Consider the following 16051-nt stretch of genomic DNA (forward strand, 5'->3'; position numbering starts at 1 on the left):
TTGCCAGCGGCTTATGCGATCCTGAAGAGAGGGGGCAACTCACCGCGCGGAACAGACGATGGTGGCATGATCCCACCACGGATTCTCGTTCACCTGGCTTGCATGCACGACAAACTGCGCGTTTTGTACTTCCTCGAGCAAATCAGCCAAGGGTTTAAGTGTGCGCCAGGCTTGCCCCTGCCTGAGCAGGCACTGCTGGTCGCTATCGTAAGCCGCGATATCCCCGGCGTAGCGCGGCAGCCCGCACATCGAGCTGATAACAAAGTACCCTGTCGGTTTGAGCAACCGCCTGACTTCGGCCAGGCAGCGCTGCCGGGCATCGCCAATGAGACAGTGCAGGCAACTGCCATCCACAATCAGATCAAACATGGCATCGTCACATTGTGGGAGATGGCAGACATCGCCCGTGAAAAAGTGCGCGGGCAGGCCCGCCTGCGTAAAGCGCGCTTTCGCCCATTCGATGGCGGTTGGCGCGAAATCAACGCCCCAGACGGTATCGCCTCGCAGGGCAAAATAGTGCGCCGCCATGGCACCATTGCCACAGCCAAGTTCCAGGATGGTCGCACCGGGTTGCGGAAGATAATGTTGCTGGCTGAGCCAGGCAAAAACCTGCTGTTGTTGCGCTTTCGCGCGTTGGTAACCGTCGCCAGCCCAGGCTTCGGCACCGCTGGCTTGCAGTTCCTGATACTGTTTTTCGTAAATATCCATTGAGCACCTCACGTCCGGGCAAACCTGTCGTCACGCATTTTGATGGTGGTTAAACGTTGTGCCGCTATAGTGCGCGCATCAAAGGGTGAATGCTATTGCGCGTTTTGTTAAACGCACTTGCTGCTGCACCCCGCGCAATTATCTATACTCCCTTTCACCTGCCCTCATTCCGTAAGGTTTCCTGTGTTAGCCAAAATTCTTGTCGCCATTGTTGCCGTCATTCATCTCTACATTCTGGTGCTGGAAATGTTCCTCTGGGACACAAAAACAGGCCGCAAAGCCTTTAACCTGAGCGCGGAGTTTGCTCGCGAAACCCGCGTTCTGGCCGCAAACCAGGGGCTGTACAATGGCTTTCTTGCCGCAGGGTTATTGTGGGGGTTGTGGCTCGCTGAGCGCGGCGTGGCGGTACTCTTTTTCTTTCTTATCTGCGTGCTGATTGCCGGGGTTTTCGGCGCGGTCACCGCCAGCCGTAAAATCCTTTATGTGCAGGCGCTTCCGGCTCTGCTGGCGCTGATTGCGTTGCTGGTGCAGCAGATGTCGTGACAGTGAGTACTGTTTTTCCTGCCGGGCTAAATGGCCGCAACGGGAAGCAGCGATATGCAGACGCGTCGCTTAGCGCGGCGCTTTTTGTTGTTCCGCAAAGTAGTGCGCGGGCGTGCTGCCCATCGCTTTTCTGAACATGGTGATAAAGGCGTTCACCGATTCATACCCCAGTTTTGCCGCCACATTTTGCACCGAGACACCACTCGCCAGCTCCCGCAAGGCAATCACCAGATGGAGCTGTTGCCGCCAGCGCCCGAAGCTCAGCCCGGTTTCGCGCAGCATCAAACGTGCCAGCGAGCGTTCGCTGAGCGCCAGCCGCTTTGCCCATGCTTTAAAGGTGCTGCGATCGTCGGGATGGTTTACCAGCGCCTGTGCCATCGCGCGGATTTTGGCGTTCGCTGAAACGGGCAAACTGACGTTTTGCTGCGGCATGGTGGCTAACTCGTCGAGCGTGACTCTGGTCAGCCTGGCAACATGGCTGTCTGCGGGGTATTCGACGCTCTCGCCTGTCAATCTGTCCACCAGTTCTTTGACCAACTGGGAGATCGCCAGCGTGCAACACTGGTTCGGTAGCGCTGCCGCGCCAGGCTCGATAAACAGATAATTGAGATGCGCGTTCCAGGTGGCGCTGACGCTATGTGCGACGCCGCCGGGGATCCAGACCGCGCAGTGCGGCGGCACAATCCAGATCTCATTTTCCGCCCGGCAAGTCACCGCGCCATACAGCGCAATAATTAACTGCCCTTTACGGTGGGTATGCACCGGCACTTCGGCTTCGTAATCAACAAAATCGAGACGACGCGCCACCGCCGGGCAGCCGGTGGTGTCGGGATCAAACAGGGTCGTGGCATAACGGGTTGGCATACGATTGGCAACATTCAGGTATTTTTTGACAGAATAGAGTATTTAATGGCGTGCGCAAGCCGGTAATACTTCCCGCCATGAACAAAATTGATTTCTCACCCCGCCGTTTGTTGCGCGATTTATCTGCCCTGCGTCGTCGTATGGGCGCGATGTTGGGTTCCGTCACAGTGGCGGGCGATGCCAACGCATTACTCTATTCCGCCAAGAGCTTTGCTGCGGCGATGCTCGCTTATTACATCGCCTTATCGATCGGCCTTGAAAAACCCTCATGGGCGATCATTACCGTTTATATTGTGTCGCAAACCTCGGTTGGCGCCTCGCTGAGCAGAAGCGTCTACCGCTTAGCCGGTACAATAGTGGGTGCCGGGGCGACGGTGTTGATTGTGCCCACTTTCGTAAACACGCCGATTTTTTGTAGCGTGGTACTCACCGGCTGGATCACCTTTTGTCTCTATTTATCGCTGCTTGAGCGCACACCCCGTGCGTACGCTTTTGTGCTGGCCGGTTACACGGCGAGTCTGATCGGTTTTCCGGCGGTTTTTCACCCCGGCGAGATTTTTGATACCGCCATTGTTCGTGTGCAGGAGATTGGCATTGGCATCTTCTGCGCGGCGCTGATTCACCGCTATGTGTTGCCAAAACGGATCTCTGGCCTGTTCAACAGCAAAATCGCGCAAACGCTGCATTCCGCACGCCAGATGCTGGCAGACGCGCTGGCGGGAAGTGCCAATGAGGCGGCCGCTAATCTGCGACTGGCGCTGGCGTTACAGTTTCTGCAAGGCCTGAGCCACCATATCCCTTACGACTTCGCCTTCTCGGCACCGGTGCGCCATGCGCGAAAAGCGCTGCATGACAAGCTGGCGCGTTTGTTGATCATCAGCGGTGAAATACACGATCGCCTGTTGATGGTCACTGCCCTGCCCGCCGATATTCAGACGCTGCTGGAAGAGGTGCAAAGCTGGCTCGTCGGGGAAGATAGCGCAAAACGGAAAATCACCGGACAAGCGCTGGCAGAACGCTGCGCGATATTAACCAAACGGCTTGCCGCCGCAGAGGCGCTGACCTTTGAAACGGCGCTGCAGATGAACCTTGTCCGTCACCTCCATGAAGCCATTATCCTGTTGCTGCACTGCGAGCGGCTCGCGAACGCACTCGCGCAGGCAAAACCGGCGCAACTGCCGGCAGAAGATAAACCGGCGAAAGGCTATGTCTTTCACCGCGACAGCCTGTCTGCGGCGCGCACGGCGCTGGGGGCGTTTGTCATCATCCTCTGTGGTTGCCTGATCTGGATTTATTCCGCCTGGCCCGATGGCGCGACGGCGGTCTCTATCCTCGGGGTCTGCTGCACGCTGTTTGGTAGTTTCGATACACCCGCCCCGCATATTGTGAAATACATGATAGGTTCCGCCTGGGGGGTGATGGTGAGCCTGCTCTACAGCTTTGCCCTGCTTCCCCAGGTGACAGATTTCGCGGTGCTGGTGGCGGTGCTGGCACCGGTCTATTTGTGGGCCGGATCGTTACAGGCGCGACCGGCTACCACCTTTATGGCAATGGGGATCACGCTGACGCTGCCCATCTTATGTGAGCTGGGGGCGCACTACAGCGGTGATTTCGCCACCGCCGTCAATACCGCCATCGCGCTCTTTGCCGCCACCGGCTTTGCGGTGCTGGGTATGGGGTTGCTGCAAACCGTGCAGGCCGATGCCGCCATCCAGCGTTTATTGCGCATTTGCCAACGCGATATCAGGCGCAGTGTGAAAGGCGTCATGATGCTTGATGAAGTGCACTGGACCAATCTGATGATGGACAGAGCGGCGTTGTTACTGCCGCGCCTGCAACGCAGCGAACAGGCAGCCGGAGATGTGCTGCAGGCGATGTTGCAGGCTTTGCGTATCGGCCTTGCGGTAGTGCATTTACGTCGCTTGCAAACGCAGGTTAGCCGTAAAACCGCCGTTGAGATAAGCCTGCTTCTTGAACGGCTTATCCACCATACCGACTCGCCTGCGCCAGGCCCGCACCTTCACACCCTGATTGCCCACCACGCGCCGTCGCCACATGCGCTTTCACAAAAACTCACCGACAGCCTGCTGGATCTGCACTGTGCCTTGCGTGAACACAATAAGGAGCCGAACGATGGTTAATGATCTCAATCTCGCTGGCGTATACATTCCCGGGCTGCTGGTGATCGCGCTGGCGGCGTTACTGCTCACGCTATTATGGGTGCCGCTTTTCACCTTCAGCAGACCCCTTCGGCGCCTGCCCTGGCGTCCGCTGATGAGTTTTGCCACTTACATTGTTACTTTTTTCCTGCTTATGCAGGGACTGAACGCGCTGGGGTTAGTCGCATGAAATCCTTTTTTTCTCTGTTAAGCCGTTATGCACTGACGTTAAGCGCCGTGCTGGTGGCAACCCTCCTTGCTTACCTGATGTGGAAACATTACGCGCAGCGTCCCTGGACCCGTGATGGTCGGGTGCGTGCTGATGTGGTGCAGATAGCGCCGGATGTTTCCGGGCCGGTGGCAAATGTTGCCGTTCGCGATAACCAGTGGGTTAATCGTGGCGATGTGCTCTATTCGATCGATCCGCACTGGCTGAAGCTGGCGGTAGCCAGCGCGCAGGCGGATGTCGAGGCGAAACGCCATGAGATGTTAATGCGCCAGGATGCGGCGACAAGGCGTTCGCAAATTAAAGGCGTGATCTCCGGCGAAGACTTACAACAAACAGGCAGTGCGGCCAGCATCGCGGTGGCGAATTATCACGGCGCGCTGGCGGCGCTGGAACTGGCACAACTAAATTTATCGCATGCCACGGTGCGCGCGCCGGTAGCGGGCTATGTCACGCATCTCAGGCTGCGTCCGGGCGACTACGCCACCGCCGGGGAAACCAAAGTGGCCATCATTGATGCGAACAGCTTCTGGGTTGTGGGCTATTTTGAGGAAACAAAACTGCGGCATATTCATGTCGGAAATCGCGCGCACATCGCGCTGATGGGGTTTGAACCCGTCATCACCGGTCACGTTGAGAGCATCGGGCACGGCATCGGCGACAGCAATGACGAAACGGGTGGTCTTGGCCTGCCGGACGTCAACCCCACCTTTAGCTGGGTGCGACTTGCGCAGCGCGTACCGGTCCGCATTCATATCGATAAGTTGCCCGCAGGCGTGGAGTTAGTGGCGGGGTTATCCGCCACGGTGTCAGTGGAGGCTACCGGGCGGAAAACTTCCCCGTCGTTACTCGCCCGCATAAGCGGTGAATAACCAAAGCGTTAAATGTTGTTTTGATTTTGTCCGCTGACAGCCTGTTCAGCGCCAGCGGACGATACGGCAACGTCTTATTTAAACAGCTTCTGCACAAACTCAGCATAGGCGGGACGCCAGACATCCATTTCATGCCCCAGACCGGGATACGCTTTATAGCTAAACGTGATGCCCTTTTGCTCCAGTTCTTTTTTAAGCCCGGCAATATCCTTCCCGGTGACGGTATCTTTTTCGCCCACCACCACCGTGAAGTTATGCAACTGCTTATTCACTTCCTGCGGCTTATTGAGCTGCGCTGTCACACCCGCATCCGGGACGGTGGCGGTGGTGACACCACTGAATGTCGCCAGCCAGCCAAAGCTGTCCAGATGGTTCATCCCGGAAACCAGTGCCTGAAAGCCCCCTTGTGAGAGCCCGGCCAGCGCACGTCCGCCAGCATCCTTGCGCACATTAAAGCGGGCATCGACCAGCGGAATAATGTCATGCATCAGTTCGCGATCTGCCGCTTTGGCATTAAGCGGATAGAAGGTGTTACGCCGCTCTTTCGGCGGGAAATTTTCCGGGATAGCCTGCACGATATCCGTTTCAGTATCCGGCACCACCACCAGCATGGGCTTGATTTTCCCTTCGGCCAGCAGGTTGTCCATTATCTGCGGCAACCGCCCCTGATCAATGGCGGAAAGGCCGGTATCGCCAAAGCCATGGTAGAAATAGAGTACCGGCAGAGGCTCGCCTTTACCGTTGTAACCCGGCGGCGTCCAGATATACATGCGACGCTCTGAACGCAGTTCTTTCGCGTGGTAGGTCACCGTCAACAAATCACCATGGGGCACAGCGCGATCGTCAAGAATACTGCCCGGCACCAGAATCAGGCTGGTATTGACCTGGCGCTGCGGTTTCTGAAACCGGCTTCCTGTATCCACCGAACGAAAACCATCGACATCAAAGTAATATTCGTAAAGGTTCGGTGCCAGTGCGGCGCTTTTCCACGACCATATGCCGTGCTCATCTTTTTGCATATCGTGTGAAACAACGCTCTCCGGGGTTGAACCGGTCACCACCGATACCCGCTTTGCGCCCGGCGCGAAAAGGCGGAAGGTAATACTTTTATCGGCGTTAACCTGGGTTACATACTGGCTTACCGGCACAGATAAATCCGGCGTCGCCGGTAATGGCGCGGCCACGGCAGGAAGCGTCGCGCCCGCAACAAGCGCGCTGACGGTAAGCGCCAGCCAGGTAATGTGTGTTTTCATATTCCACTCCCTCATTGTTTTTTTCGTTAAGGCAGAACGTGTTAGCGCATTCCCACCACGCTTCAACCTGAACGCCAGCCCGCCCGATCAATGTTACCCGCGAAGGCTGGCAGCAAAAGTTTGCGTAGTGAGCGGATTTTTAAAAACCTGTTTCTGTGCGTTTTGCGATATATGTTGCGTAAATCAGCGACTTTTAACCAATTTTGAACAGGGTTAAGAAAGAGAGGACGTTCTCTGAACATCACGCTGAGTTTCTGCATGGCGAGCTTTTCGACCTGTTGCAGCGGTGCGGGTTTTGAAGGTGAAACAGGTGAAACGCGCCCGTCGCGTTTCACCTCGGGAGTATTGGAAATGCGGATCGACCGTCAATCCACGGTTTAGAGAACCTCAATCACCGCGAACTCTTCCGCGACAAGCTCCATCTGTTCAGAGTAAAATCCCGCGCGGGTAAAAAAGGCTTTGTGCTCTTCGCGCCAGTATTCAAGGCTTAAATCGCCCTCGCCCTCTTTTCTGGCAAACTCTTCCGTCACATCGCAAAAGCGTACCAGGCGCAGCACTAGCATTCTGATGACGCAAACCGGGGAATGTTGCCCGTCGAGAATAATATGATAACTGCCGATTTTGGCTGCCGATTCTTCAGCGAGGTAGGAAGCAAGCGAGCAGCAGGAGGCCGTTTTTCTGCCACTCACCACTAAGCGTGCAAGCGCGTTTGCCATCTCCGGCTGGTCGCCAAATGACCATGCCTGTGCGCCGGGATAGGCGTTTTTTAGTTCATCAATTTTCGTCATGCTGGACCTTTTATCGGCGTATTATCGGCGTAACTTCGCGGCAACTCGCGTTCAGAGCGGGCATTGTGCCGCCGTATTTCCCATCCATTAACGTAACCGTCTACGTTTTGATCACTGCTCTTTTTTGCGCACAAGAGAGGTGACAATGGCCGTCAATCCACCGATAAGCGGCATCGGTCCTGCGCCGGCGAGGAAGTTTTCGCGATCGATTTGGTTATCACGGCGAATATCCGCAAAGCGGGCAAGCGCGTTTTTATCACTGCTCGCGCTGATCTCTTCAAACTGTTTTTCGAAGCCCTGCGCCACCAGTTGTGAAGCGGCATCCCCTTGCGAACTTTTCAGCACAACGATTTGCTTACCTTTTTGATAAAAACTGTAATCCGTCATTTCTCACTCCCTCATAGAAAAGGTGGCCCGACAGGTAATATATCTGGCTTAAGTGAATTCTGAATCTGTTTTCTGCGCAATTTGTTAAGCCGGTAAGAAAGACCCTTTTATCTTCAAGCCCTGTACCTTCCTGCAAAGATAATTCGCGTTTCTCTTTCCTTACTCCCGCCCCATATTTCGCGGTCACACGCCGGTATCTGTGTTGAGATTTAACTTAAAGAAGATATTGCCCGTTCCCTTCTGCCAAGCAGAACTTAGCCAACTCGTTTAAGGATGTTTTACCTGTAGCCACTCCATCGTCACTCCATATTAGCGGCAATATAAATCAATAAATCCTCTGCAGAATGTTTACTGTCCGCAGGAGGAAAAATGAACAGATTTAATTATTTCATGAAATACACCGAGTATCTGGGTCGAAAACTTTTAACCGGTATGGTTCAGGATCACCAGTTTCATAGCAAGAGATTAAAAAGACTCACGGGCAGAACTCCCGATCTGGTTAATCCGGTGACGCTGAGCGAAAAAATATGCTACCGAATGATGCATGACCATAACCCACTCTATACGCGGCTGGCAGATAAACTGGCGGTGCGCGATTACGTTGCGACGCGTACGCAGAAAGTACAATTACCCACCTTGCTTTGCGTCTATGACAACGTGCAAAGCATCGATTTCAGCCAGTTACCGGACAAGTTTGTGCTGAAGTGTAATCACGACAGTGGTAGCGCAGTAATATGCACAGATAAGGATAAACTCAATATTGCGCGCGCGCTGCAGAAGCTGGATTTTGCCCTGCGCAAAAATATGTATTACACCACCCGGGAATGGCAGTATAAAAACATCAAACCGGTTATATTGTGCGAAAAATACATTGACTTATTTTTCGAAAGAGACAAAAGCCACACGCCAGAAATGCTGAGAATACACTGTTTTCACGGCATCGCGGGTTTTATCGAAGCAGACTTTACCGATGATGCCGGTCACGGTTTTATTAATGTCTACAATCGCTGCTGGCAGTTGCAGCCCTTTCAGATGGAATATCCCAATACCCCCTGGGCGATACCTGAACCGGAATTATTGCATAAGGCAATAACCGCTGCGCAGGAGCTGTCAACCGGGATCGATTATTGCCGAATTGATCTTATGCTGCAGCGTGATGTTATTTATTTCAGTGAAATCACCCTCAGCCCCCGGCGCGGCAAGTTACAAATCTCACCGCCCGAGTGGGATACCCGGCTGGGTGAGATGTGGAATATGGCAGCGAGACAAACCAACCCGCAGTTGCAGACACAGAAAGCGTAATCACGGTTGTTTCCGTAGGGGCCATGAGAGGCGAAAAATGGAATGGCCCTGATCGGTTAACGTGTAGGTAACGTCGCCCTGATGGGCAAGCATGATGGCTTTCAGCACTGATAATCCCAGCCCACAGCCTCCCGGATTGGTATCCCTTGCGCTGGCGCCGCGCTGAAAGGGGTGAAACATAAATTTATGAAACGCCTCCGGGATCCCCGGCCCCCCATCCTCAATAAGAATAAAGTTCTCGTGTTCATTCGCGCCGTGGCGGATCACCATGCTTTTAGAGGTGGCATATTTTATCGCGTTATCGAAAAGGACAGTCAGACACTGAATGATTCGCAGCGGATCGCACTGGCATTGCTGGGGGTGTAATTCGGTCGCGACGGTAAAATGGCTGCGTTTAAATTCCAGCGCAAAGGAATCCACCGCGCTCTGAATGATCTCCTGCAAATCCACTTCCGCGAGCGTTAACGTAAATTCGGCCCCGCCGGATGAACTCACCACCCGCAGATCTTCTATCAGGCTGGATAAACCCTCGGTTTGTTTAAGCAGATTGTTAAACAAGGTTGGATTTGGCTCGAATACGCCATCCACCAGCCCCTGTAAACGGCCCCGCAGAATGGTAACCGGCGTGCGCAGTTCATGGGCGATGGCGGCATTCCAGGATCTGCGCTGCGCATCCATTGTTTGTAGTTTTTCTGCCATCTCATTGAAGTCATTAACCAGATGATTAAGCTCACCCAGATGGGAACTGGCGCAAAACGCCCGCGCGCCCAGATCGCCCTGGGCTATCCTGCGCAGGCTGGTCGCAACGGAGCTTAACGGGGTCAATATTCTTGCCGACAGTTTTACCGTAAAAAAAAGCGAGATGGATAAACTTATCGCGGAAGCAATCAGGATCCATAACCAGTCCAGATAGGTCATCTGATCCTCATTCCCGGCCATTGCCCCGCCGGGAATGTAATAAATGATAAAGGTATAAAACAGGTAGGAGCCGATAACCGAGACAGCAATAACCGTCAGCGTCAGCGAAATCATAAACGCCAGAACCTGGCGGCTTAACGGATGGCCTTTGTTCATTTGTTTTCACCTAACCGGTAACCCATGCCGCGAATACTTTCCGGAACCCCTTTTAACCCGCAGTTTTCCAGCTTTTTGCGTAGTTTGCTCATATGGCTGTCCACCGTGCGATCCAGAGTATCGCCTTCCGGCAGGCAGGCATTGAGCAACTCTTCGCGCGAGCAGACTTTGCGCGGGTTACGCGCCAGATAGGCCAGCAGTTTGAATTCAGTCGTTGTCAGTAAGGGAGAGATAACCTCGCCGCAACCATTGATCTCCACATAAAAATCTTGCGGATACACCGTTAAAAAGGGGGTGCGGATAGGCTTATTGTGGAGTTGTTCGTGGCTGGCCTTTGCCCTGCGCAGCACAGCTTCGATACGTGCGACCACTTCAGTGGGATTGAAAGGTTTAACGACGTAATCATCCGCGCCAAGCCGCAGCCCCATCAGTTTGTCGATATCCTGATCCAGTGCCGTAACCATGATGACCGGAATATTGCTCTCTTTTCGCAGTGTGGAAAGGACAGTCCAGCCATCAAACACCGGCAACTGGATATCCAGTAATACCAAATCAGGCTTTTTCAGCCGACAGGTATCTATTGCCTGCTCGCCGTCCGCCGCGCGCAGGGTGCGCATCCCCGAACGCTGAATATAACTGGTCAGAATATCCGCTATTTCATCATCATCTTCAGCAACAAGAATAAGATAGTTGTCGTTCATGATTTCTCCACCCACCACTGATATTGCAGGCATTCTGTGACCTGGCTTGCGCGAAAGCATACACCGATGTTTTCGCTGCGGTTAATGCACTGAGACAAATGCCGTTTTTCTAAGCTGTTTCTGAAGCCAGGCAATAACGCGCAGGTCATCAGCGAACATGAGACCCGGTTGTGCGACGAAAGTTGCATCCAGGTAAACTCACTGACGTCTCATTTTTTTCTCAATGTCTGACGGCAACATCCGCAAGTGAATATTTACCAGGCAGACGTACACACTCGCTCCACATTCGGGTAATCAATTTTCCACAGTCCTGGATAACAATAGAAACTAAGGCATAGAAAATAACCTGTTACTGGAAAACGATGACATAAATAAACACGGTAAAAACATCTCATTTCATTACCGGTAACGCTATCTTTCGGAGTAGAAATATCAATGAAGTACTTACGGAAGCTCACCGCTGAAAAAATCAGTTCATTGATGATATTTTCGCTATGGTTATGGGGAATGTTCTATATATGGCTTATTTTGATGCACAACGTTGAGGAAAAAGTAGGTGCAACGCTGCTTTCATCGCCGTTTATCTATTCGGCGTTAAGCGTTTCACTTTTATTGTTTTTGCTACAGGAAAAAGCGGGCGTACTAAAAGAGCTGGCGCTTGTCACCTTCGTTTTGGTCATCATATTTCTTCACCTTATTCTCATCTTTAATATTCTGTTACTGAGGTTTCCTGATATTTATGATTTTAGTTTTTATTATGAGTGTTTTTTGATTATTTTCCTCGGCGTTACGCCGATGTACCTTTTATTGCGGATCCTCTGAATCTTGTTGAATGCGAAGCAACGATTTTTGGCGATAAGCGTGGTGACAGGTAGCCAGAAAATTCTGGCATCTTTATATCGCAGATAAACTAGCTGCCTCCATATAGCCTCCATAAAGCAGCCATTCTGCGTAAACATCAAAACGATACATTGCATCAATGCACTGTAATTCTGGCGCATATGTTAATCGGCTCGCAATGAAAGCGCAGGGGTGATTAAGCCAGGATTGTTCATCCATACCGGGTAGATACTTTTTTATAATGACGTCGATAAATAAACACCCACCGTCCTCCACTGAAAATGTGAAAAGGACATTAAAACATCTGGCCGTAAAAAACGGGAAAAAGCTCTCGGTGACTTTTTTGCTGGTGATTGCGGAAAACGTGACCTATTTGTTATATCCCGTGCTGGCGGGCATCGCTATCAACGCGATTCTGGCGGGGAATGCCCTTACAGCCGCGCTGTATGGGCTGATGATCCTCTTTATCTGGATCCTCGGTGCAACCCGTCGCAGCATCGATACGCGCACATTTGCACGCATTTATGCCGGTCTTGCCGTATCGGTTATTATTGCGCAGCGTAAATATCAGCTTAATCACTCAACCATCGCCGCACGGGTGGTGTTAGCCCGTGAATTTGTTGATTTCTTTGAGATGCATCTGCCGATGCTGATGACCTCGATTATTTCCCTTTTTGGCGCGGCCATTATGCTGCTCATCATTGAATTTCACGCCGGGGTGATGTGCGTGGTTATTGTCATTATTCTGTCGTGCTTTCTTAAAGGCTATACCCGTAAAAATGAGTTGCTGTTTAACCGGCTGAATAACCGACTGGAGAAGGAGGTGGACTATGTGCATAAAGCCACCACGCTCTCGCTTAACCGCCATTATTCCTCCCTTGCCCGCTTGCGAATCAGACTTTCCGATCGTGAAGCGCTGGGATACCTGGCGATCGGCGTGCTGATCGCCCTGCTCTTTACCCTGACCATTATATTAATGACCTCAACCCAGGGGGTGAACGCCGGGCATATTTATTCGGTAATGACGTATATGTGGATGTTTGCCACCAGCCTTGATGATGCTCCGCAACTGCTGGAGAAGTTTTCACAACTTAAAGACATTGGTCAACGCGTCAAGACGGATGATGTCGATACCGGGACATTATCACCGCAGCAGAAACCTTGAGTTTACTCACCTCGCCTTAATTGTTCGGAATTGATTTCATGCCACAGTTTTTTATTGACCGGCCTGTTTTTGCCTGGGTTGTTGCACTGTTCATTATATTGAGTGGATGTTTATCCATCCCGCATCTTCCGGTCGCACAATATCCGTCGGTCGCACCGCCGAGTATTATTATTTCGGTCAGTTTTCCTGGCGCATCGCCTGACATGATGAATAGCTCGGTGGTTTCACTTATCGAGCGAGAGATCACCGGTGTCGACAATTTGCTCTATTTCGAGTCCACCAGCGATACCAGCGGAATGGCGTCTATCACGGTGACGTTTAAACCCAGAACGGACAGCAAACTCGCGCAGATGGATGTGCAAAATAAGGTAAAAACCGTGGAGCCGCGCCTACCGCAGGCGGTGAGACAAAACGGTGTCAGCGTTGAAGCAGCCGAGTCTGGTTTTCTGCTGATGGTCGGACTGAAATCCGAAACGGGTGGCTATCAGGAGGCGGATCTGAGTGATTATTTCGCCAGAAACATCAGCGATGCACTTCGTCGCGTGCCGGGCGTGGGCAAGGTTCAGTTGTTCGGCGGTGAAAAAGCCATGCGCATCTGGCTTGACCCGGTAAAAATGCACCATTACCAGCTTTCAGCCAGTGACGTCATCAGCGCGGTGAGCCAACAGAATGTGCTGGTTTCACCCGGCAGATCGGGAGACGAACCGGCGCTGCCGGGCCAGGACGTCACTTATCCGTTAACCGTGAAGGGGCAACTCACCTCTGTTGCGGAATTTAAAAATATCACCCTCAAAGCGACCACGGACGGCGCGCGTCTGACGCTTGGCGATATCGCACGCGTGGAGTCTGGGTTACAGAGTTATACCTATGGTATCCGGGAAAATGGCGTTCCGGCAACGGCAGCAGCGATTCAGCTTTCGCCAGGCGCGAATGCCATCAGCACTGCCGCAGGGATTCATCAGCGGCTGGCCGAACTGAGCACCGCGCTGCCGCAGGGCATGGCGTTTACCGTTCCGTTCGACACCGCCCCTTTTGTCAAAGCGTCGATCATCAAAGTGGTACAAACGTTAGCCGAAGCGATGGTGCTGGTTTTTCTGGTGATGCTGATCTTTTTGCACAACATCCGTTGTACGCTCATCCCGGCCATTGTTGTTCCGGTGGCGCTGCTCGGGACATTCACCGTGATGCTGCTAAGCGGCTATTCCATCAATATTCTGACCATGTTTGGCATGGTGTTAGCCATTGGCATCATCGTCGATGATGCGATTGTCGTCGTCGAGAACGTTGAGCGACTGATGGCAGAAAAAGGCCTCCCGGCGCGCGAGGCGACCCGCGAAGCGATGCGGGAAATCACACCGGCGATTATTGGCATTACGCTGGTGCTCACCGCCGTGTTTATCCCGATGGCCTTTGCCAGCGGTTCGGTCGGGGTGATTTACCGCCAGTTCACGGTTTCGATGGCGGTATCGATCCTGTTCTCCGCTTTTTTAGCTTTAACGCTGACGCCTGCGCTCTGTGCCACCCTGCTGAAGCCGCATCAGAAAAATGCGACTTCAGCGGGAAGATTTGCCGCCGGGTTTAACCGTTATTTTCAGATGCTCTCTTCCCGTTATACCGCGGGACTGGGGTATGTAGTAAAGCGCGCCGGGCGAATGATGCTGCTCTATGCCGCGCTGTGCGCGGCCCTGGTGATGGGGTTAATCACGCTGCCATCCTCTTTTTTGCCCGAAGAGGATCAGGGCTATTTTATGTCCTCCATTCAGCTCCCTTCCGAGGCCACGATGCAGCGCACGCTCGCAGTGGTAAAACGCTATGAAGATGAGGTAGCGGCACGGCAAGCCGTTGATAGCAATATTATGATCCTCGGTTTCGGTTTTTCAGGCTCGGGACAAAACTCCGCGCTGGCTTTTACGACCTTAAAAGCGTGGTCATCGCGCAAGGGCATCGCAGCCCAGGATGAAGCCGATCTCATTCAGGCAAAAATGCAATCCGTGCCCGATGCGGTAACCATGAGCCTGCTGCCGCCCGCTATCGCTGATATGGGCACCTCTTCCGGGTTCACCTTTTATGTTGAAGACAGAGCGGGCAAAGGCTACGAGGCGCTGAAACAGGCCGCAGACAGGCTGGTTTTACAGGCAAACAAGAGTGCCAATCTTGCGGATGTCTATATCGATGGATTACCCGAGGGCGCGTCTATTTCCCTGAACATTGATCGGGAAAAAGCGCAAGCGTTAGGTGTATCGTTTGAGGAGATCAATCAGGCTATTTCTGTCACCTCGGGTTCAAACTATGTCAATGACTACACCAATGCTGGCCGTGTCCAGCAGGTCATTGTGCAGGCCGATGCGGCCTACCGAATGCAGCCTGAAACGCTGTTAAAAATATCCGTAAAAAACCGACTCGGGGAAATGGTGCCACTTTCAGCTTTTGTCACCTCGTCCTGGCACCAGGCCCCGCAGCAACTCAATCGTTATCAAGGATACCCGGCCATTCGCATTACCGGCAGCGCCGCTTCGGGCCACACCAGTGGTGAAGCGATGAAAACCATGGAGCAGCTGTCAAAAGCATTACCTCCAGGGTTTACCGGCGAGTGGGCGGGCAGTTCGTTGCAGGAGAAAGCCTCGGCTTCCCAGTTGCCAGGGTTAATCCTCCTGTCTGTGCTGGTGGTATTTCTGGTGCTGGCGGCACTGTATGAAAGCTGGTCAATTCCCGTTTCCGTGATGCTGGCCGTGCCGTTGGGTCTTATCGGCGCGCTTATTGCTGTCAGCGCTGCCAGTATGACCAACGATGTCTTTTTCAAAGTGGGCTTAATTACCCTGATTGGTCTTTCAGCCAAAAACGCCATTTTGATTGTCGAATTTGCCCGGCAGCTACGCCACCAGGGCATGAGCACCCTGGAGGCAACATTTGTGGCGTCCCGACAACGGCTGCGCCCGATTTTGATGACCTCGTTAGCCTTCACGCTGGGCGTTGTTCCTCTGATGCTCGCCAGTGGTGCCAGCGCCAGCACGCAGAATGCCATCGGTATTGGGGTTTTCGGGGGCATGATCAGCGCCACCGTATTCGCCATTTTCTTTGTGCCGGTATTTTTTATTGTGGTGACAGCATTTTTTGACAGGAGTTTGCGATCCATAAATGACCCCAAAGCGTGACGTATAACCAGGCTGAC

Annotated in this window: 15 protein-coding genes; 8 read left to right on the forward strand and 7 right to left on the reverse strand. The window is 53.0% G+C overall.

Features of this window, described 5'->3' with window-relative positions; genetic code table 11:
* Positions 1-39: 39 nt before the first annotated feature.
* Positions 40-708, reverse strand: coding sequence for a class I SAM-dependent methyltransferase (locus tag DFO56_RS10460; RefSeq protein WP_016495772.1), 669 nt, complete (start codon positions 706-708; stop codon positions 40-42).
* Between the two features lie 183 nt (positions 709-891).
* On the opposite strand from DFO56_RS10460, the gene DFO56_RS10465 reads away from it, so the two are divergent.
* Entirely contained in the window at positions 892-1251 is a 360-nt protein-coding gene (locus DFO56_RS10465) for a DUF1304 domain-containing protein (protein WP_045509570.1), read from the forward strand.
* 69 nt (positions 1252-1320) lie between these two features.
* Here DFO56_RS10465 and DFO56_RS10470 read toward each other — a convergent pair whose 3' ends face one another.
* A complete protein-coding gene (locus tag DFO56_RS10470) occupies positions 1321-2115 on the reverse strand; it encodes a helix-turn-helix domain-containing protein (protein ID WP_045509573.1) in 795 nt (264 codons plus the stop codon).
* Positions 2116-2192: 77 nt separating this feature from the next.
* On the opposite strand from DFO56_RS10470, the gene DFO56_RS10475 reads away from it, so the two are divergent.
* The 3 genes from DFO56_RS10475 to DFO56_RS10485 are packed head-to-tail and all read left to right on the forward strand — an operon-like array spanning position 2193 to position 5372.
* Complete coding sequence (locus DFO56_RS10475; protein ID WP_072051632.1) at positions 2193-4256, forward strand: FUSC family protein; 2064 nt, start codon at positions 2193-2195, stop codon at positions 4254-4256.
* Positions 4249-4464, forward strand: coding sequence for a DUF1656 domain-containing protein (locus DFO56_RS10480; protein ID WP_045509576.1), 216 nt, complete (start codon positions 4249-4251; stop codon positions 4462-4464). Before DFO56_RS10475 ends, DFO56_RS10480 begins: the two co-directional genes overlap by 8 nt.
* Positions 4461-5372, forward strand: coding sequence for an HlyD family secretion protein (locus tag DFO56_RS10485; RefSeq protein ID WP_045509579.1), 912 nt, complete (start codon positions 4461-4463; stop codon positions 5370-5372). Before DFO56_RS10480 ends, DFO56_RS10485 begins: the two co-directional genes overlap by 4 nt.
* A gap of 74 nt (positions 5373-5446) precedes the next feature.
* Here the strand turns inward: DFO56_RS10485 and DFO56_RS10490 are convergent, their stop codons facing one another.
* The 3 genes from DFO56_RS10490 to DFO56_RS10500 form a co-directional block, all read right to left on the reverse strand.
* Complete coding sequence (locus tag DFO56_RS10490; protein ID WP_045509581.1) at positions 5447-6625, reverse strand: alpha/beta hydrolase-fold protein; 1179 nt, start codon at positions 6623-6625, stop codon at positions 5447-5449.
* A gap of 377 nt (positions 6626-7002) precedes the next feature.
* On the reverse strand, positions 7003-7413 hold the full coding sequence (locus DFO56_RS10495; RefSeq protein ID WP_045509583.1) for an ASCH domain-containing protein: 411 nt from the start codon (positions 7411-7413) through the stop codon (positions 7003-7005).
* 111 nt (positions 7414-7524) lie between these two features.
* The gene (locus tag DFO56_RS10500; RefSeq protein WP_045509585.1) at positions 7525-7800 is read right to left on the reverse strand and encodes a hypothetical protein; all 276 of its coding nucleotides are present in this window, start codon (positions 7798-7800) and stop codon (positions 7525-7527) included.
* A 369-nt stretch (positions 7801-8169) separates the two neighbouring features.
* Here DFO56_RS10500 and DFO56_RS10505 point away from each other — a divergent pair, with 369 nt between their 5' ends.
* Positions 8170-9102 carry an ATP-grasp fold amidoligase family protein gene (locus DFO56_RS10505; RefSeq protein WP_045509588.1) on the forward strand — a complete coding sequence of 311 codons (933 nt, stop codon included), beginning with the start codon at positions 8170-8172 and terminating at the stop codon, positions 9100-9102.
* Here the strand turns inward: DFO56_RS10505 and DFO56_RS10510 are convergent, their stop codons facing one another.
* Positions 9103-10176, reverse strand: coding sequence for an ATP-binding protein (locus tag DFO56_RS10510; RefSeq protein ID WP_016495762.1), 1074 nt, complete (start codon positions 10174-10176; stop codon positions 9103-9105).
* The gene (locus tag DFO56_RS10515; RefSeq protein ID WP_016495761.1) at positions 10173-10877 is read right to left on the reverse strand and encodes a response regulator; all 705 of its coding nucleotides are present in this window, start codon (positions 10875-10877) and stop codon (positions 10173-10175) included. The genes DFO56_RS10510 and DFO56_RS10515 overlap by 4 nt, the downstream gene beginning before the upstream one ends.
* Before the next feature lie 435 nt (positions 10878-11312).
* Here DFO56_RS10515 and DFO56_RS10520 point away from each other — a divergent pair, with 435 nt between their 5' ends.
* From DFO56_RS10520 to DFO56_RS10530, 3 genes are all read left to right on the forward strand, one after another.
* Complete coding sequence (locus DFO56_RS10520; protein WP_045509591.1) at positions 11313-11699, forward strand: hypothetical protein; 387 nt, start codon at positions 11313-11315, stop codon at positions 11697-11699.
* Positions 11700-11958: 259 nt separating this feature from the next.
* A complete protein-coding gene (locus DFO56_RS10525) occupies positions 11959-12882 on the forward strand; it encodes an ABC transporter six-transmembrane domain-containing protein (protein WP_016495758.1) in 924 nt (307 codons plus the stop codon).
* Positions 12883-12920: 38 nt separating this feature from the next.
* On the forward strand, positions 12921-16034 hold the full coding sequence (locus DFO56_RS10530) for a multidrug efflux RND transporter permease subunit (RefSeq protein WP_045509594.1): 3114 nt from the start codon (positions 12921-12923) through the stop codon (positions 16032-16034).
* The last annotated feature ends 17 nt before the right edge of the window (positions 16035-16051 follow it).

Source organism: Kosakonia sp. AG348 (assembly GCF_003337365.1).
In the GTDB taxonomy this organism is placed as follows: Bacteria; Pseudomonadota; Gammaproteobacteria; order Enterobacterales; family Enterobacteriaceae; genus Kosakonia.